The sequence below is a fragment of the Bacillus timonensis genome (assembly GCF_000285535.1).
GTDB classification, from domain to species: Bacteria; Bacillota; Bacilli; order Bacillales; family Bacillaceae_L; genus Ferdinandcohnia; species Ferdinandcohnia timonensis.
Genome location: NZ_HE610985.1, coordinates 1,338,560 through 1,357,098 on the forward strand (window position 1 = coordinate 1,338,560; position 18,539 = coordinate 1,357,098).

At 37.7% G+C, this 18,539-nt stretch carries 15 protein-coding genes and 1 other annotated feature; of the genes, 3 read left to right on the forward strand and 12 right to left on the reverse strand.

Annotated elements, in window-relative coordinates:
- Positions 1–87: 87 nt before the first annotated feature.
- The 7 genes from BTHG_RS06970 to BTHG_RS07000 form a co-directional block, all read right to left on the reverse strand.
- On the reverse strand, positions 88–795 hold the full coding sequence (locus tag BTHG_RS06970) for an ABC transporter ATP-binding protein (RefSeq protein ID WP_010283465.1): 708 nt from the start codon (positions 793–795) through the stop codon (positions 88–90).
- Entirely contained in the window at positions 779–1,546 is a 768-nt protein-coding gene (locus BTHG_RS06975; protein ID WP_010283466.1) for an ABC transporter ATP-binding protein, read from the reverse strand. Before BTHG_RS06975 ends, BTHG_RS06970 begins: the two co-directional genes overlap by 17 nt.
- A 148-nt stretch (positions 1,547–1,694) precedes the next feature.
- The gene (locus tag BTHG_RS06980; protein WP_187370764.1) at positions 1,695–2,918 is read right to left on the reverse strand and encodes a substrate-binding domain-containing protein; all 1,224 of its coding nucleotides are present in this window, start codon (positions 2,916–2,918) and stop codon (positions 1,695–1,697) included.
- Positions 2,919–3,151: 233 nt separating this feature from the next.
- Complete coding sequence (locus tag BTHG_RS06985; protein ID WP_010283468.1) at positions 3,152–6,394, reverse strand: BTAD domain-containing putative transcriptional regulator; 3,243 nt, start codon at positions 6,392–6,394, stop codon at positions 3,152–3,154.
- A gap of 137 nt (positions 6,395–6,531) precedes the next feature.
- Positions 6,532–7,092, reverse strand: coding sequence for a signal peptidase I (gene lepB / locus BTHG_RS06990; RefSeq protein ID WP_010283469.1), 561 nt, complete (start codon positions 7,090–7,092; stop codon positions 6,532–6,534).
- 27 nt (positions 7,093–7,119) lie between these two features.
- Positions 7,120–7,740, reverse strand: coding sequence for a TVP38/TMEM64 family protein (locus BTHG_RS06995; RefSeq protein ID WP_010283470.1), 621 nt, complete (start codon positions 7,738–7,740; stop codon positions 7,120–7,122).
- Positions 7,741–8,035: 295 nt separating this feature from the next.
- Positions 8,036–10,027 (reverse strand): S9 family peptidase, encoded by a 1,992-nt coding sequence (locus BTHG_RS07000; RefSeq protein WP_010283471.1) that lies wholly within the window; start codon positions 10,025–10,027, stop codon positions 8,036–8,038.
- A 173-nt stretch (positions 10,028–10,200) separates the two neighbouring features.
- On the opposite strand from BTHG_RS07000, the gene BTHG_RS07010 reads away from it, so the two are divergent.
- Positions 10,201–10,581 carry a hypothetical protein gene (locus BTHG_RS07010; protein ID WP_010283472.1) on the forward strand — a complete coding sequence of 127 codons (381 nt, stop codon included), beginning with the start codon at positions 10,201–10,203 and terminating at the stop codon, positions 10,579–10,581.
- Positions 10,582–10,607: 26 nt separating this feature from the next.
- On the opposite strand, the gene BTHG_RS07015 is transcribed toward BTHG_RS07010, so the two are convergent.
- Together BTHG_RS07015 and BTHG_RS07020 are read right to left on the reverse strand one after the other, a co-directional pair.
- Positions 10,608–11,165 carry a competence protein ComK gene (locus BTHG_RS07015; protein WP_010283473.1) on the reverse strand — a complete coding sequence of 186 codons (558 nt, stop codon included), beginning with the start codon at positions 11,163–11,165 and terminating at the stop codon, positions 10,608–10,610.
- 187 nt (positions 11,166–11,352) lie between these two features.
- A complete protein-coding gene (locus tag BTHG_RS07020) occupies positions 11,353–11,565 on the reverse strand; it encodes a hypothetical protein (protein WP_010283474.1) in 213 nt (70 codons plus the stop codon).
- 155 nt (positions 11,566–11,720) lie between these two features.
- Between BTHG_RS07020 and BTHG_RS07025 the strand changes: the two genes are divergently transcribed.
- Positions 11,721–11,957, forward strand: coding sequence for an IDEAL domain-containing protein (locus BTHG_RS07025; protein WP_010283475.1), 237 nt, complete (start codon positions 11,721–11,723; stop codon positions 11,955–11,957).
- Between the two features lie 84 nt (positions 11,958–12,041).
- Here the strand turns inward: BTHG_RS07025 and aceA are convergent, their stop codons facing one another.
- The 3 genes from aceA to BTHG_RS07040 all read right to left on the reverse strand — a co-directional run bounded on the left by aceA (position 12,042) and on the right by BTHG_RS07040 (position 16,409).
- The gene (gene aceA / locus BTHG_RS07030; protein ID WP_010283476.1) at positions 12,042–13,319 is read right to left on the reverse strand and encodes an isocitrate lyase; all 1,278 of its coding nucleotides are present in this window, start codon (positions 13,317–13,319) and stop codon (positions 12,042–12,044) included.
- A gap of 37 nt (positions 13,320–13,356) precedes the next feature.
- Positions 13,357–14,946 carry a malate synthase A gene (aceB, locus tag BTHG_RS07035; protein WP_010283477.1) on the reverse strand — a complete coding sequence of 530 codons (1,590 nt, stop codon included), beginning with the start codon at positions 14,944–14,946 and terminating at the stop codon, positions 13,357–13,359.
- Between the two features lie 200 nt (positions 14,947–15,146).
- Entirely contained in the window at positions 15,147–16,409 is a 1,263-nt protein-coding gene (locus BTHG_RS07040; RefSeq protein ID WP_010283478.1) for a M48 family metallopeptidase, read from the reverse strand.
- 163 nt (positions 16,410–16,572) lie between these two features.
- Positions 16,573–16,780, forward strand: a binding site (T-box leader).
- 42 nt (positions 16,781–16,822) lie between these two features.
- Between BTHG_RS07040 and argS the strand changes: the two genes are divergently transcribed.
- Complete coding sequence (gene argS, locus BTHG_RS07045; RefSeq protein WP_010283479.1) at positions 16,823–18,508, forward strand: arginine--tRNA ligase; 1,686 nt, start codon at positions 16,823–16,825, stop codon at positions 18,506–18,508.
- Positions 18,509–18,539: the final 31 nt, after the last annotated feature.

An 18,539-nucleotide genomic window follows, 5' to 3' on the forward strand; every position in this document is an offset into this window, starting at 1 on the left:
CGCTTTATGCCTTCAAAAGTGATTCGCTTGTGGCCTCGAGCCGATAGCACCTAATGCTAGATATAAAAAAACGAAGTACTGGCCCTGTTACGCAATTCCTAAATATTGTTTGCGAAGTTGTTCATTTTCCTTTAATTCTTGCATTTCGCCACGATGAACGGTTCTTCCGTCGTCAATGATGTAAAAGCGGTCCCCGATTGTACTTGCCATGATGAAATTTTGCTCCACAAGCACAATTGTTGTTTTCGACTTTATCTCTAGGATAGATTCCATTACCTTTTCAACCACAATTGGCGCAAGCCCTTTACTTGGTTCGTCAATCAGTAGTAGCTCATTATTATTGACATAAGCCCTTGCGATTGAGAGCATTTGCTTTTGTCCTCCACTAAGGTTGCCACCTTGTCTTTTCCAGAATTTTTTAAGGTCAGGGAATAAGTTCAAAATATAAGTAAGTCGTTCCTTTGTTTCATCATTTTCCTTTTTTATCGCAACTTTCATATTTTCTTCTACTGTCAGTTCTCCAAAAATTCCTTGGTCTTCAGGTACATACCCAATCCCTTTAGCAGCGATATGATAGGTTGCAAGACCTGCAATGTTTTCTCCATTAAATTCAATTGTTCCTTTAGCCGGAGGATTAAGTCCCATAATAGACCTTAGTGTAGTCGTTTTACCTGCACCATTTCTGCCTAGTAGAACAGTAACCTCTCCTTTTTTAGCTTCAAATGAAACGCCCTGTAAAATATGAAATTGATCAATATAGGTTTCTATATCCTCTACCTTAAGATGCAGTGTCATCGTACAAACCTCCTAAATACGCGGATTGGACTGTTTCATTATTCATAATTTCTGCAGGTGTTCCATCAGCTAGCAATCTACCGTTAAACAAAACCATTACACTATCTGAAAGGTCGAGAATCATATCCATTTTGTGTTCAATTAGAATGATTGTACGATTCCCTTCCGCTTTAATCTTTTTTATGACCTCAAGGATTGCTGGTACTTCCTCAAGCGACATTCCAGCAGTAGGTTCATCAAGTAGCAGAACCTCTGTCTCCAATGCCAAAAGCATGGCAATTTCTAACTTTCGTTTTTCGCCATGTGCTAAATTTTTTGCAATCGCATCTGCTTTATTATCTAGAAGAACAAGCGATAAAATGTGTAATGCTTTTTCTTCGAATTGTCGATATTTACGGAAGTGCTTAAACATTTGGTAGCGAACACCTGCTACGGATTGAACGGCTAATCGGACATTTTCTAATACCGGAAGATTTGGGAAAACATTTGTGATTTGAAATGAACGACCGATTCCTTTTCGTGTACGTACAGTTGGAGATAACTTTGTTATATCCTCGCCTTTTAAGAAGACTTGGCCATTCGTTGGTGAAAGTTGACCACTTAACAGATTGAAAAAAGTCGTTTTTCCTGCACCATTTGGCCCGATGATTGATTTAAAATGGTTTGGAGGAACTGTAAAATTAACCTTATCTACTGCTACATGGCCTCCAAAAGCGATTGTCAGATCCTTCGTTTCGATAATATTTTTCACGTAACTTCACCTCTTTTAACAGACTGTTTTCGCAAACTTTGTTGTTATTGACACAATTGATTTATCCATTAGCAATAATCTTTTAAAAAACAGCCTTTATTTAAAAGGAAACTTCGGTAGAGAGAGTACTACCGAAGTTCCAAGACTTTTAGTTGCGAACTGGTGGTGCTGTTTCCTCAGGACTTAACTCTCTCATTAATACCGGAACTGGATAATCCACTCCATCAACCTTTTCTAACCGGATTGCATATAAAGTTTGAAGGGCTTGGTGGTCCTCTTCACGGAATGTCATTTTTCCTTTTGGTGTGTCAAAGCTCATGCCTTCCATTGCTTCAATAAGCTTATCTGCATCAGTATCGCCATCTGTCTTTTTGATTGCTTCAATAATCGCTAATGCAGCAGTCATCCCACCAGGAGTAAATAGATCAGGAACCTCACCATTAAACTTTTCTTTATGTTTCTCAACTAACCAATCATTCATTTCATTTTTAGGAAGCTGATGATAGTAAACTGTGAATCCTTCCATTCCGATTAAGGCATCCATTGTAGCAAGTGCTGGAATATCAGGAGCACCTGTTGAAATTTTTATTCCGTTTTCTTGAACCTTCATATCCGCAATTTGGTTCCAGGGTGAGTTTGCCCCCGCCCATACAACAAATAAATAATCAGGCTTTGCTTCGATAATCTTTTGAATATTAGATGTAAAGTCAGTCGCTGCAGGATCCGCATATTCCTCATGGATAATGTCGGCTCCTAATTTTTCCGCAGCTTCTTTAAATGCTGCAACTCCATCACGTCCGAATGCATAATCAGGTGCAAGTGTGGCAATTTTTACCCCTTCTTTCGCAATTGCTGCTGCACCTGCAACCGCATCCTGTGAAGAGTTACGAGCAGTTCTAAAGATGTATTCGTTCCAGTCTGCACCTGTAATACTGTCAGCAGCAGCCGGTTCAACAATCATTATTTTTTCATATTCCTCGGCTAACGGAAGAACGGCTAATGTATCGGCCGAGCTGGATGATCCGACTAGGAAATCCACTCCATCTTCTTCAATTAATTTCGTAGCTTTTTGAATCGCAACCTCTGGTTTTGTTTCCGTATCTTCTACGATAAATTCAATCTTTTGGCCGTTTACTTCCATTGTTCCGTCTGTTGCGTATTCAAGGCCTAGTTCAAATCCTTGTGTAGATTGTTTTCCATATGATTCAAGTCCACCACTTAATGAAGCAAGTACACCAATCTTTATTGGATTTTTTGCTTCTTCTGTTGGTTTGTCTGAATCACCTGAACTCGGTTTCTCTTCTGTTGAAGATCCTGAGCTACAGGCAGCTGTAACTACCATTAACATGGTAAGCAAGCTTAAGAAAAGCATTTTACGAATTGAGAAATTCTTCAATTTTCCTTCCCCCTTTTGTTCGTGAAAAACTGTAAAGCCTTGCATTTATCGTACGTGAAAGTAGTTACAACTGAGTTACACGGTGTAATTAGGGGGGTTATTTGAGGTTTAAATGATTGTCCTATTATAAAGTTATGCTTGTACATGTAAGAGTATGGTAGAAAAAGGCTGAAACTACTTATGTATGGTAGTCGCAGCCTTTACTGTTATTATTCTATTTTTGATGTATGCAGGACCATGTCATACATTTGTTTTGTTGGTTGCATTGGTTCTACACCTAGTTCATCTTCCAATGCTAATTCACATTTTTTGTACCACTTTATTGCTTGAGGACGGTTATTTTTTTGATAATAACAAAACATTAATAACCGATATGCTTCCTCCCATGTGCGGTCCTTTGCTAAAATTTGTTCACACCAATATATCGCCTCATCATAATTGGTTGTTTGAACGAACGCCTGTGCAATCCGTTCAGCACCACGTAAAAACAAAACTTGAAGTCGTTCCCTTTCACTTAAACACCAATCTTCATATCTTCGATTTGGTAAATAATCACCTTCATAGAACTGCAACGCCCGCCGTAAACATTTGATGATTTGCTCTTTATCCTTTTCATAGAGACCGGCATGTATCCATTCTTCAAATTCTATGATATCAAGCTGATAGCCAGCTTGCTGATTCAATCCGTAAGAAGAACCTATTCGTTGGATAAAAAATGGTGTTGATCTTGCCACCCGGTTTGGTTCTAGCGCATTATTTAAAGCATTTAAAGCCACTTTAAAATCTCTTGCAGCAGCAGCCTCATCATGCTCTGGCCAAAGTGTTGCAAATATTTCTTCACGAGGAATCATTGTATTTCGCTTCGTAACAAAAAGTTCAAGTAGTTCCTTTGCTTTTCCTCGCTGCCAATCGGATTCTTCTACCTCTTGATTGCCTAGCCAAACTCGAAATCTACCTAAAGTTTGAATTCGCAATGTATACCCAGGATGTGATGTAATATTTGAATAGCCCAAGTCATTAAGCAACTGATTTACATATGGAAGATGAATTCCTTCCTTCTGGGCATTTAGCAATAATGGAACAACATTATATAAATCTAACGGACCAAAGGTAGTTCGTTTCGTAAGGATAAAGTCATATCCACCAACCTGCATCTTCTTTAAAAAGCTCGTAATAGCTTCATAAAATGCATCTCTATTCTTGTCATAATAATAGAGAAATGCTAACCAAAGCTTTGTTAAGACAATGCCATATTGGTCACCGCAGTTTGTAAACAGTGCTTCACATCTATTTAAATAGTTTCCGGCATCCTCCCATTTGTTATTGTGGACAGAAGATATACCCATACACAACAAAATGAGTGCAGATAGCCAAGAATCCTTCACTTTTTCCGTTTCTACTAATGCTCTATTCCCAAACTCAATCGCTCGATCATGTAAGCCTTTGTTACCGTATAAAAGGCATAAACCCATTAATGGTTCTGCTTTTCCCCTAGAAACATTTATTTCGTCCATGATTTCAAGTGCCGTTTCATAGCACTGTGTCGCTAATGATGAATCATATTTATCGAGCAATTGCACTGCATGTCCCATCCTCATCCAACCACAAGCTTCAACAAATGGTGCCTGAAATTGAACTCCTTGTTTTATCCCGGATTCTGCAAGTTCTTTAGCAGCCATTCCATTCCCCATGAAGGCTTCAATTAAAGATAAGAGCAAATCTGTTTCACGATGGGATTGCTGTAGATGAATGGTTTCCTGATCCTTTTCAAACAGTTTCTTCTGGGTAAGAATTTTTCTTGCTTCAACTAGTTTACCGGTCCGCAAGTATAGCCTCGATTCCAAATTTCCATCCAATAGCGGGATATTAAGTTCTCTACCTTTTTCATACCACTTTTTCGCTTTATTCGCATGCCCTGCATTTGCAAGATTTTCAGCCATAAGTTGATAGACCCTACTCTTTTCCTCACTTGAAGAGGCGTTGTTCTCTTCTAGTGCTTGAATTGCCTGTAATAAATAACGTTCTGCTTTTCCCGGTTGAATGGTATCAAGATAAATTCTCGCTTGTCCTTCGTAAGCCTTGCTTAAACCATGAAGGTCTTTGGCAGACTCAGCCAAGTGAACTGTTTTAATGTAACAGTCTTCAGCCTCTCTGTAAGAACAGCGATATCTCAATGCTTCTCCTTTATAAAGCCATAATAGATAATAATGGTCCATAAGTGACTCAGGGATATTTTTAATCCGATCGAGTAGTCCTTCAAGTTGGCCATTAATTATCATTTTCTCCCCATAATGATGGAGGATTTCAGCGATTTTTTCAAAATCTCCAGTTGCCTCAAGATGATAGATTGCTTGATTATAATCTCCCATTCTTTGATAATATCTTGCCGTTTGAATATGTAGATTATAAAAATGTCGTTGATTTGTGGAGTTTAGACGCTGCTCTAGAAACTCTTTAAACAATGCATGGTAGCGATACTGTCCTTCCCCTATTGAAAGTAAAAAGAGATTATGATCGGAAAGCTCTTTTAACATCTCAGCTGAGCCTCTAATTCCTAATACTTCATCACATACGTTTCCATTCAATTCTTCGAAAATACAAGTATTCTCAAGAAATTGCTGTATCATTGGAGGTTGCTTCATAAACACTTCCATCGCAAGGAACCGAAACAACTCATCAAGTGATCTCGATTTGTTATTAAGAATCACCTCTAATCCCCCATTGGAAGAAAGTTGCTGACGAATCATTCCTATTGCAATAATCCAGCCTTCAGTTAAGGAGAAGATTTTCTCGATATCTCTTTCAGCTATTTCACCTTCGTACAAATCACTTAAAAGAACTTCAACCTCATCAAACGAAAACACGAGGTCGTGCTGCTTAATCTCAAATAGTTCACCCTTGACCAACATTGGGGTTAAAAAGTCCCAGGAAGGTTTTATTCTACTTGAGATGATAAGGTGTAAGTTCATTGGAAGATGCTTTATCAACCATGTCATCCACTGGTCAATGGAGGAGGAGTGCTGAATTAAATGATAATCATCAATTACGAGCATTACATCATTTTCAAGCTTAGTTATTTCATTAATAAATAATGAGCAAAGCGTTCTAATTTCTTCATCTCTTACATACCGTTCAATATTTTCAACATATAGAAGGAGTTCAGTTCCGAAACCTTGGTGATTTTTTCGAATGGCGTAGACTATATAAATCAAAAACGGGATAATATCATCATCATTAACTCCAACACTATACCAGCACGATATTTTCTTCTGATCATGAATAAAGGATGCAAGGGCTGTTGTTTTCCCATATCCCGCTCCAGAATGTAGGATCGTTAGTGGATATCGTGGAATCGCTTTCATTTTCTTCATTAATGAAGGTCTTCGTAAAATCATATCCTTTACATTTGGTGGAGTTATTTTAGTTTGTAGAACATGAATTTTACTGGCCATTTTCGAAACCTCCCTTCCGTTAAATAAAAATATATAAATTCATAATTTTGGTACTATTTTATCATATACAAGCTAAAAAAGAACTCGAAATTAGGCTGAGTTCTTTAATGATGTTATTAAATTGTGTAGATTCTTCATTAATATAATAATTTCATTTTATCGAATGGCCAGTATTTAATATTTACTTTACCAACAACCTGCTCCATACTTACAAAGCCAAAATGGCGACTATCCCAGCTATCGAGACGATTATCACCAATTACGAAAATATGGTTTTCGGGAACAGTTGATTTTCCTGCCACTTCTTCAAGAGTGAAATCGCCTGTTAGTTGACCTACAAATATTTCTTTTTTAAACGCATCCAAAAATGGTTCGGGGACACTTTTTCCATTTACATAGAGCACATCATTTTTATATTCGATGTGATCACCAGGCAATCCAATGACCCGTTTTACAAAATCCTCTTCTTTGTTTTTGTGAAATACTATGATATCAAATCGGTCAAGCTCCCCAATTTTCATCCCAATCTTGTTTACCATTAAGAGGTTTCCATCTTCTAAAGTCGGCATCATTGATTCACCATCGACTATGTAGTTTGTAAAAAAGAAGGTCCGAAAAAAAACAACGATGATAAGACTGATCCCCAAAGATTTAATAAAAGAAAAATTTTGTTTATTCTTCGCAGGGATTTCCTCCATTCAAACTCCACCCTTCAATTTAGCGTTTTATCCCTTGTCTTCTTTTAGAAGATTCGGCTTTACTTTTAACCATGTTTCCACTCTTTTTCCTACTATCCAAAGTACAAAAATAATAATAACCACAATAACGGTTCGGACTGGCTGTTGAAAAAGAGCTCGTATATCATAGCCTATGAAGCTAATAGTGAATATCATTACTAATTTTCCACTTAAAACGGCTAAAACAAATTGAGGTGTACTTACCCTTGAGAGCCCAGCTACGAGATTAATCGCTGCAGACGGGGTGAAAGGAAAACATAAGAGAAGAAATAAAGGACCAAATCCGTGCCTTTCCACCCAGTTTATCAGAGCTTTTACTTTCTTATGACGACTGACAAAAGAGAAGAATCTTTTTTGACCGTACTTACGAACTAGGAAAAAAACAAGAAGAGATCCACCTATTGCTCCCACCCACGAATATAAAAAACCAAGCCAAAGTCCAAAAGCATTTGCATTCGCTACGACAAATGCAACTAGTGGAAGAAACGGGAGAAACGCTTCCAACATTGGAAGAACAATTCCTGGTAATGGACCAAAAGACCGGTATTCCCCTAACAATTCTTCAATATTTTTCAATGTGATGAGTTCTTTAATTGCTTCTATGTCCATGGAAATCTCCTCAGGTAACAATTTCGAATCAAGTTGGAGGATTTACGCCCAGATTTTTAGGCCCACACGAGGTGGGTCACAAAGACGTTGCCACAGGATGTGGCGTTCTTAGTCCTTAATCTTACAAACGATAACTTCATTTAAAAAATCTAAGGCATCCGCCGGAGGCTTAACATCATTCAGCTGAATGATGTTATACCTATTATTGTACACCCGTTTGGGCATTCCTACCAAAAAATTTTACTTAAAAGGTATAGAAAAAGACACTAGCCACAGCCCTAGTGTCTTTTCAATCTTATATGAGATATTCTACAAACCAGTCTTTAATATGATTGAGACGAGATACCCTTAGTTTTGGATTTCCGCTTCTTGATAACTCATGATTAGCGCCTGGGAACCGAACAAATTTTGTTGGTTTCTTTTGATGTTTCAATGCTACATAAAATTGTTCGCCTTGTTCTATCGGACAGCGGAAATCACGTTCACCATGGATAATCAACAAAGGAGTTTCCACATTTCCAACATATTTCAGCGGTGAGTGATTCCAAAGCTTCTCTGCGTCTTCGAGAAGATTCCCTTTTAGCTCCCATTCCGTAAAGAAATACCCAATGTCGCTTACTCCATAAAAGCTGAGCCAGTTTGAGATAGAACGCTGTGTAACCGCAGCTTTAAATCGATTAGTGTGACCAACAATCCAATTTGTCATGAAACCGCCATAGCTTCCACCTGTTACACCCAGCTTTGTTTCATCAACAAAATTAAAATGTTGTACAGCATAATCCGTTGCTGCCATCACATCTAAATAGTCCTTCCCGCCGTAATCACCCCGTACAGCATCAACAAATTGCTGCCCATAGCCATGGCTTCCACGAGGATTTGTGAAGACGACAGCAAATCCCTTACCTGTTAACACTTGAAACTCATGGAAATAAGTATTTGCATACATTGCATGTGGACCACCATGTACTTCAACAATGGTCGGATACTTTTTACCTTCCTCATAACCAAATGGCTTCATTACCCAACCATTAATTTCCCATCCATCAGGTGCATTGAAGGTAAATGGCTCTGCGTTTGATAATTCAACACCCTGTAAAAATGTTGCATTCACATTTGTGAGTCGCTTTAATTCGCCAGTACTTAAATCCAGATGATAAAGATCTCCGGGTTCTGTTGGTTTGCTGATTCCAACCACTGCCTTATGGTCATTCACTGTTAAAGCAAAAACATGCTGATCTTCAAATAAAGATGGATATACTTCGCCATCAATGGATCCATAATAAACTCCGGTGTTTCCATGATTGCTTAATAAGAAGTAAAAACTTCTACTATCGTCGTTCCATATGACACCAGGATTTGAACCACCTAATTGGAAGTCTGCAGCGACACAATCACCAACATAAGCATCTAACTCACTTGTTAAACAAGCTAGTTCAGAGTTTTCCAATGTATATAACCAAATCTTTGGTAAAGTTGCCCCAGCAAATTCCTGTTCATGACCGATTAATGCAATATATTTTCCATCTGGTGACCAAGATGGGCTACCAAAATTGCCGGTACTGCCCGTAATTTTTTTATAGCTTTTATCTGATAATGACATGACATATACATCAGAAATTAAGTTATAATCTGAATCCTCGCTTATATCACCTACGAATGTAATGTTCGTTCCATCCGGTGACCAGCAGCCTGCTGTATAATCAAATTCTCCTGTTGTCAGCTGCTCTACTTCACCAGAACTAAGATCGAGTACTGCAAGATGTTGATTTTTATTATCTAAAAAGCCCGCTGCATCAGATTTGTAACGAATTCTCTCGACTACCATTGGTTCAAGCTTATTCTCTTCTTCCTCTTTTTTCTTCTTTTCTTTATCAGTTATATTTTCATCCGGGGCTAGAGAAGTTGTGAATAAGATTTTTGAACCATCTGGTGACCAGATTGGATTTCGTGCACCATTCACACAAAATGTAATTTGCTTTGGCTCACCACCATTTACATTCATACAAAAAATTTGCTGTATTCCTGAGCGATTTGATACAAATGCAATTGTTTCCCCATTTGGAGACCAGCGGGGCGACCCATCTCGAACATCCCCAAAAGTCCACTGTTTGACATTTCCATCAACTGTACCTACATATAAATGTGAGTTATACTCATGTTTCTCTTTATTAATTTCAGTCTCTACATACACATAGCGCTCCCCATCTGGAGAAAACTGTGGATCGTTAACTGTTTTTAATTCATACAAATCTTCTGCAACGATTCCTCTACGCTTTTTCTCTGTCATCCTTCTCCCGTCCTTTATTACAGAATTGTCAAACTAAAGTAGCTTCTCTTCCATTATGCACTACAATTAAAAGTACTTCGACACTAGAAATAAATTTTCCTTCACTTTTCTTGATTCTTCTAAAAAATATCTTATTATATACACAAACATATGTTCTTGAAAGAGGGATAATCATGACAAGAATTCCTGAGGATGACCGTGATATTTTTGAAAAAGCCATCTTTTTGCCAATGGTTCTTACCATCCTTAATCGTGATCTTTCAGCGATAGAAACGGCTGGCTTTAAGTTAAAAAAGCCATATCTCCATTTACTTGAACATACAATGAAAAAAGTTCAAAAAGACCTCTACACAATTAAACAACAAATGAAAAAGAAAAATATGAAGGTGTGGGAAAAACAAAGAGACGAGGCATTTACTCTATTTTCATTCATGTATCGAGGCTATGAAGAGGAACATAACTACTTTAACCCAAGGATTCGAAATGAGGTTCAACTTTTACTCGAGTCGTATTTCATTGAAAAAAGTCCCTGTAAGCAGAAACCGGAAAACTAAGGCTGGAAAACGAAATTACGTTGCTTTTATATTTTCGGATCAAATTTATCGGGTATACTTACATTGTTTTGAGGATTTATGACAAAATTAATGCGTTTGTTTTGTTTATCCATTCTATTTGAGACGATTGTCCGCAGCTGTGCAGTTCTATGGAGTTGATTTTGGAAGGAGCCTTTCGAAATTTGTAATTCAATTGCTTGCTTATTTGTGAAGATGACGGTGGTTTTCTCATGAACACTATATCTCCAATCAGACACAAAATTGTGAGAAAGCCATGCACAATCTTGCTTCGTTGGAGAGGTAGTCGGAAATAGAAAAATCTTATTTGATGCTTCCACAATAATAGGTGCTTTATGGGTAACTCCCATGATTTCACGAGTCCCTTCTTGCCTACCCTTAAGGGAGCTTCCAAAATAACGGCAGCTTCGGTCAACAATCTCGGTTGGCTTCATTGCTACCACATACTCACCTTCTACCTCTAGTACTCTTGAGCAGGTATTTTTTCCCATTTCAATAGGAAGTACTGCCATTGTGTCCGGGTTAATTTCATATTCCATTAAATAATTCGTTTTTTCTACTCCCATCTATTCATCCCCTTTTAAATTATTCTAATATTTTAACTATTGGAAGCACTTCCATACTACCACTTCTACTTTTCTATAACTATATGGTTCACAAAATGTTCACAAAAAAAGTGGCATTCTTTTTAAAAAGCTCTTTTTTAGATGTAGCTCAAAAGAACGTTTTTAAAAGAAAACCACCAGTTTTTTCCTATGAATTTTCGTTAATTTGGCCAATTTCCTTATCTGCAAGATAGGCGTTAGCTTGTTCTAATGTCGTATGCTCGTCAATGGAATTACCCGCATAAACTGATTCAGAAAGAAAAGGATTATTTGTATCAAGGGCATTTGACATTCCGAAGACTGGATTTAACGGAGTATTCAATGGGATATCATGATTTGAACGCTCATTTGGTTTTTTCATTTTTTTCCACCTCCATTACTATCATGCATGTAAAACGTAATTATCATACAATCATTTGAAGTATTCCAATTAAATTTTTAAAAAGTCAAAAAATTCAGTTGATTTTATGTATCCACCTAAATATACTATTAAAAAGAACTTAGGGGTGAGCTTTCATGAAAAAAAGAAAGACATACGCTGAAATCATGAAGTCACGGGATACAAACAAATACAAAGCACCTAGAGAATCGGTATTAGACATATATATTCAAATGGTAATAGATGAGAGCCTATTCAAACGAAAAAAAGAGCTTTTGGAAACGAAGGTTAATGAAGCAATTGATTCAGGAAATGAAGGATTGTTTATGAAAGTATCGGCAGAATACCGGAAACTTTTTAGTAAAACAATGTAGACAGTGACAAGTCTCGGATTTAGAGTTAACCTGTTGACCAAAAAACTGACTAACGGAATGTTAGCCAGTTTTTTCACGAGCTTATTATTTTGTAAATTGCGCTTCTTCTGTTGATCCTCTCAAAGCCGTTGTCGATGACGTTCCACCTGTAATAACCTGTGCCACTTCATCAAAGTAACCTGTGCCTACCTCGCGCTGATGTCTTGTTGCTGTGTACCCATGCTTTTCACTCGCAAATTCTGCCTGCTGAAGCTCAGAATATGCACCCATTCCTCTTTCCTTATAACCTCTAGCCAATTCAAACATACTATGGTTCAAGGCATGGAACCCTGCTAATGTAACAAACTGGAACCTGTAGCCCATCCTTCCGATTTCCTTTTGGAAATTTTTAATTGTGTCATCATCAAGCTTTTTCTTCCAGTTAAATGAAGGAGAACAATTATAGGCTAATAGTTTACCAGGGTATTTCTCGTGGATTGCATCCGCAAACCGCTTGGCCTGTTCTAAGTCTGGTTCTGATGTTTCACACCAAATTAAATCTGCATAAGGTGCATACGCTAAACCGCGTGCAATTGCCTGCTCAATCCCCGCTTTCGTTCTGAAAAAGCCTTCTGGAGTTCGTTCCCCCGTAATAAATTCTTGATCAACAGGGTCAATATCGCTCGTAATAAGGTCCGCAGCATCTGCATCTGTTCGCGCTACTAAAATGGTTGGAACACCCATTACATCTGCTGCTAAACGTGCAGAAATTAAATTACGTACTGCTGTTTGTGTTGGTAATAATACCTTTCCACCTAAATGTCCACATTTCTTTTCAGATGAAAGTTGGTCTTCAAAATGCACGCCAGCAGCTCCTGCTTCAATCATGCCTTTCATTAACTCAAATACATTCAACTGGCCACCAAATCCTGCTTCTGCATCTGCCACAATTGGGGCAAACCAGTCTATATCTCCTTCTCCCTCAAGATATTGAATTTGATCAGCACGCTGCAGTGCTTGGTTAATTCGCTTTACAACACTTGGTACACTATTAGCTGGATACAAGCTTTGATCCGGATACATATGCCCTGAAAGGTTTGCATCTGCAGCTACTTGCCAACCACTCAAATAGATTGCCTTTAATCCTGCTTTAACCTGTTGAACAGCTTGATTCCCAGTTAGTGCTCCTAATGCATGAATATAATCCTCTGACTGAAGCAGATTCCAAAGCTTTTCTGAACCTCTTTTTGCTAATGTATGTTCTATATCAATTGACCCACGTAAGCGAATGACATCTTCAGCACTATATGGTCTTTTTATTCCACTCCATCTTGAATCCATTTCCCAGCTTTCTTGTAATTTTTGAACTCTTTCATTTGTCATTTTCTTTTCCTCCCTTTTATCTATTAAATCTTGTAATCTATAAAAGTTCATAACCTGGTATCGTTAAAAATTCTACAAACTCATCATTCGTCACCAAATCCTCAAACAGACGTGTTGCTTCCGAAAAACGACCTGCTTCAAACATTTCGTTTCCAATTTCTTGTTTTATTTTCTTCAGTTCTTCTTCCTTAAATTGTTCAATAAGCTCTAATGTTACCTTTCTTCCATCCTCTAGGATACCCTTTGGATGGCGAATCCACTGCCAAAGTTGGGCTCTAGAGATTTCTGCTGTCGCCGCATCCTCCATAAGGTTATGAATCGGTGCAGCACCATGTCCACGAAGCCATGATTCGATGTATTGAATGCCGACGTTGATATTTGTACGAACCCCCTGCTCAGTAATACTTCCGTCTGGTACGGCTATGAGTTCCTCAGCTGTCACTTGAACATCCTCACGTTTTTTATCAATTTGGTTAGGACCTAGCATAACTGTATTAAAGACCTGCCTCGCAATTGGTACAAGCCCAGGGTGTGCTACCCAAGTACCATCATGACCATTATTCGCTTCACGTTCTTTATCTGCACGCACTTTTTTAAATGCTTCCTCATTTGCTTTTGGATTGTTTTTAACCGGAATCTGAGCTGCCATTCCCCCAATTGCGTGAACATTCCGTTTGTGACAAGTTTTAATAACATGCTGTGAGTAAGCGCTCATAAACGGTACTGTCATCGTCACCATTGAGCGATCTGGAAGTATCACATTTTCAACATTTCGGAACCTTTTTACATAGCTAAAAATATAATCCCATCTCCCACAATTCAGGCCTGCTGAATGCTCTTTTAGTTCGTATAAAATTTCATCTACTTCAAAGGTTGCTAGGATTGTTTCAATTAAGACGGTTGCCTTTATCGTACCTTGAGGAATTCCTAATTCATTTTGTGAAAAAACAAAAACATCATTCCACAACCTTGCTTCAAGATGACTTTCCATCTTAGGTAAATAAAAATAGGGCCCACTACCATTCTTAATCAAATGTTTCGCATTATGATAAAAATAAAGTCCAAAGTCTAGTAAGCTTGCTGATATTCTGTTTCCATCTAGTTGGATATGTTTCTCTTCTAAATGCCAGCCGCGTGGGCGAACAACAAGTGTTGCAATTTCATCATTCAACTGATATTTTTTACCGTTTGAATTTTTAAAATCTATAGTCTTTCTTACAGCATCTCGTAAATTAATTTGTCCCTCAATTACGTTCTTCCAGGTTGGAGCATTGGCATCTTCGAAATCAGCCATAAACACTTTTGCTCCTGAGTTCAATGCATTAATGATCATTTTCCGATCAACTGGACCAGTAATTTCAACTCTCCGATCCCGTAAATCCTTTGGAATAGGGGCAACTGTCCAATTTCCGTTTCGGATATGTTCCGTTTCAGATAAAAATCTTGGCATGATTCCATTATCAATTTCTTTTTGCCTTTGTTGTCTCTTTTCTACAAGTTGTTTTCTTCTTTCTCCGAAGTTTCGCTCTAGTTTTTCAATGAAGTTCAATGCCTGAGGTGTCAAAATTTCTTCATACTGCTCATTCATAATTCCTATGACTTGAATTCCTGTGGTTTGTGTCGTCATTTTGTCCCCAACACCTTCCTTTTATTGTTATAATACAGATTATTAATACTAAAAGTATTATATAACAGTGTTTTCATAAACGGAACATTTTTCTGTAAAGTTTTATAAAACAACTTAAAAATAGTAATTCTGTACTATAACATATTTTCTAAAAAAAAGCCTTGTATACAGAGCTCTCTCTGGATACAAGGCTTTTTAAATTATTTCTCACTTTTCTCAAATTCGTTTGTGTACGTAATCCTTTCAAGCATTGTTGGATGCCCATATCTAAATATCTTGACGAGAAAAGGTGGGTTCACCTGACTTAAACCTGCCTTTGATAATTCCTGGAATGACGAAACGGCTGCTTTGTTATCCTCCGTCATTTCAAGTGCATACAAGTCAGCTGACTTCTCCTGATGTCTTGAAACAGCATTTGAGACTGGATCTGAAACAAAGCTTAATAAAGAAATTAACAACAAAAACACAGGCAGAACCGCAATATCTTTTACACTTGAGATTTTAAACATATGACCCCATTTTCGAATCATAAAGTTCATGAGTTTACTAATGATAAATAGTCCCACTAAGGTTAATACCAAATATCCTGCAATTCCGAAGTAAATATGCTTCATCACGTAATGCCCCATCTCGTGGGCCATAATGAATAAAATTTCATCTTCATTTAAACGCTTGAGTGTTGTATCCCAAAGAACAATCCGAGAATTGGAACCGATTCCAGTTACATATGCATTTAAGGAATTCGTTTTTTCTGACATATTTACTTCAAATACATGATCGGCCGGGATATCTGCGCGATCTGCCATTTCAAGAATTTTTGTTTCTAACTCTTTATTTGTTAATGGGAAAAAGTCGTTATATAGTGGATCGATAATGACTGGTTGAACAAACATGAGAAACATTGAGAATGGAATTGATAGAAGCCATGCATGGAACCACCATCTCTTTTCATTTCTTCGAATCAACCAGAACAAGACACCTACGATGACAATCATTAAAGCATAATTCACCCAAAAATCAATCAGTAAATCCTTCATCCAGCTCTGAGTAGATTGAACGGTAATATTATACGTTTTGGAAACATTATAGCTTATCCATGAAAGCGGAAAAGATAAAAGTTCCACCAACAACGAAAGCCAAAAAAGGTAAATAGCGGTCTGAAGAATTGATACTTTAGCTGAAACTTTTGACCAGTCCCGAAATTTTGCTGAAATACCGATTACGAGAACCAGTATATAAATCAGCCATTCAAAAGGCACTGATAAGAAAAACAGTAGATTTTTAATTTGTGAATACTCTTCACTTAATAAAAGCTCACGATCATTCATGAACGTCTGTGGATCTGCAGGACTTCCTTTTAACTGGGTAGGAATTTCCGTATTTGCCCCAAAAAACAAATACCATGCTATAAATAATCCAAAAACGAGATAAATTCCAAGTGACCAACCGATTACTTTTCTCACTAAGATGTCCCCCTTTATGTACAACCCCTCTTACTAGTATTTTAGTTAAAAGTGGGGCCAGTTAGAACAATGACTTTTCTCTAGTTTTATTTTGGTCAATCTAATCCTTGTAAAAACCCATTGATTTCTTTAATCGATTTAGGTATTATAAATGAAAAATATTGGAATTTCTATGATGAAGAGAGTAATCCTGATGTGGACCAATAGCGAGTTGGGGATGGTGGAAGCCCAATGGTGAAATCAAGATGAACCGCACTTCTGAGAAGCACACCTGAACAATAAGTAGGGTGTGCCGGGGGGACCCGTTACTTATTAAGCTTGGTTCATCTTGAACAATCAGAGTGGTACCGCGGGTAAATCTCGTCTCTTTTAAGAGACGGGATTTTTTTATTTTTTTAAAGGAGGTTTTAGAAATGAATATCAAGGAAGTGTATGCAGAAGAAATATCGAAACAATTTCAGGATGTTTTAACTTACGACGAGGTTTTAAAGCTAATCGAAAAACCAAAATTCCGAGAACAAGGTGATCTTGCTTTTCCATGCTTTACACTCGCGAAGCAATATAGAAAAGCCCCGGCTGTTATTGCAGAGGAAATAGCAACTTCCATTCAGGGGTCGCTATTTGAAAAGGTTGTTGCAACGGGACCCTATGTTAACTGTTTCCTAAATAAAAACGAAATAAGTAAGGATATCCTTCAGTCAATTCTTACTGAGGGAACAAATTACGGAAGCCATCACTTTGGTGAAGATGCTGCTATTACTATCGACTTTTCCTCACCAAACATTGCGAAGCCATTTTCAATGGGACATTTGCGTTCAACTGTAATCGGTAACTCCCTTGCAAATATTGTAAAAAAATGTGGCTATCAACCGATTCGAATCAACCACCTTGGGGACTGGGGTACACAATTTGGAAAACTCATTGTCGCATATAAGTTATGGGGCAACGAGCTGGACGTTAAAACGAATCCAATCAAAGAGCTACTTCAGCTTTATGTCCGCTTTCACTCTGAAGTTGAGACTAAACCTGAACTTGAAGAAGAAGCTAGACTATGGTTTAAAAAACTGGAGGATGGAAACGAAGAAGCCATAGCCCTTTGGCGTTGGTTTAGAGAGGAATCATTACAGGAATTCTCAAGGATTTATTCCTTACTCCATGTTGACTTTGTCTCCTTTCATGGAGAAGCTTTTTACAACGACAAAATGGATGCGACCGTTGATATGTTAAAAGGCAAAAATCTTTTGACCAAGTCAGATGGTGCAGAGGTAGTTGATTTATCACATGAAAACCTCCCTCCTTGCTTAATAAAAAAATCAGATGGTGCTACTCTTTATGCTACAAGAGATGTAACTGCAGCCATCTATCGTCAAGAAAACTACCATTTTAAGAAAGCAATTTATGTAGTAGGCCATGAACAAAGCTTGCATTTTAAACAAATTTTCCTTGTCTTAGAAAAAATGGGATATGTGTGGGGGAAAGACATGGTTCATGTCCCATTCGGCTTTATCCTAAAAGACGGAAAGAGAATGTCGACTCGAAAAGGAAAAATTGTTCTTTTGGAGGAGGTTATCAAGGAAGCAATCAAGCTTGCCAAGCAAAATATTGAACTGAAGAATCCAAGCCTTGCAAACAAAGAGGAAATTGCGGAAATGGTGGGTGTTGGGGCAATCATTTTCCATGATTTAAAAAATGAAAGATTGAATAATATTGAATTCTCATTAGAGGAAATGCTTACATTTGAAGGAACTACCGGACCATATGTTCAATACACTCATGCGAGAGCTTGTTCTATTTTACGGAAAGCAACAGTAACAGATACTTCACCAATAGGACTTTCTGATTCATATAGCTGGTCTGTTGTAAAGCTGCTAATGGAATTCCCAGCCATCATTAAAAGAAGTATGCAGTTGTACGAACCCTCTGTCATTGCAAAATATATCATGGAACTTGCCCAAGAATTCAATAAATACTATAGTCATGTAAAGGTCTTACATGAAGATGTAGAAATGAATGATCGGGTCGCATTGGTCCGTTCGGTTACCATCGTTTTAAAAGAGGGATTAAGATTACTAGGAATAAAAGCTCCAGAGGAAATGTAGATGTAAAAAGCCCAGGAGAGACCCTGGGCAT

Bases quoted from the DNA above. Each gene is read 5' to 3' on its own strand.
- BTHG_RS06970 (WP_010283465.1), bottom strand. From the start codon at position 795: ATGACACTGCATCTTAAGGTAGAGGATATAGAAACCTATATTGATCAA.
- BTHG_RS06980 (WP_187370764.1), bottom strand. From the start codon at position 2,918: ATGCTTTTCTTAAGCTTGCTTACCATGTTAATGGTAGTTACAGCTGCC.
- BTHG_RS06985 (WP_010283468.1), bottom strand. From the start codon at position 6,394: ATGGCCAGTAAAATTCATGTTCTACAAACTAAAATAACTCCACCAAAT.
- lepB (WP_010283469.1), bottom strand. From the start codon at position 7,092: ATGGAGGAAATCCCTGCGAAGAATAAACAAAATTTTTCTTTTATTAAA.
- BTHG_RS06995 (WP_010283470.1), bottom strand. From the start codon at position 7,740: ATGGACATAGAAGCAATTAAAGAACTCATCACATTGAAAAATATTGAA.
- BTHG_RS07000 (WP_010283471.1), bottom strand. From the start codon at position 10,027: ATGACAGAGAAAAAGCGTAGAGGAATCGTTGCAGAAGATTTGTATGAA.
- BTHG_RS07010 (WP_010283472.1), top strand. From the start codon at position 10,201: ATGACAAGAATTCCTGAGGATGACCGTGATATTTTTGAAAAAGCCATC.
- BTHG_RS07015 (WP_010283473.1), bottom strand. From the start codon at position 11,165: ATGGGAGTAGAAAAAACGAATTATTTAATGGAATATGAAATTAACCCG.
- BTHG_RS07020 (WP_010283474.1), bottom strand. From the start codon at position 11,565: ATGAAAAAACCAAATGAGCGTTCAAATCATGATATCCCATTGAATACT.
- BTHG_RS07025 (WP_010283475.1), top strand. From the start codon at position 11,721: ATGAAAAAAAGAAAGACATACGCTGAAATCATGAAGTCACGGGATACA.
- aceA (WP_010283476.1), bottom strand. From the start codon at position 13,319: ATGACAAATGAAAGAGTTCAAAAATTACAAGAAAGCTGGGAAATGGAT.
- aceB (WP_010283477.1), bottom strand. From the start codon at position 14,946: ATGACGACACAAACCACAGGAATTCAAGTCATAGGAATTATGAATGAG.
- argS (WP_010283479.1), top strand. From the start codon at position 16,823: ATGAATATCAAGGAAGTGTATGCAGAAGAAATATCGAAACAATTTCAG.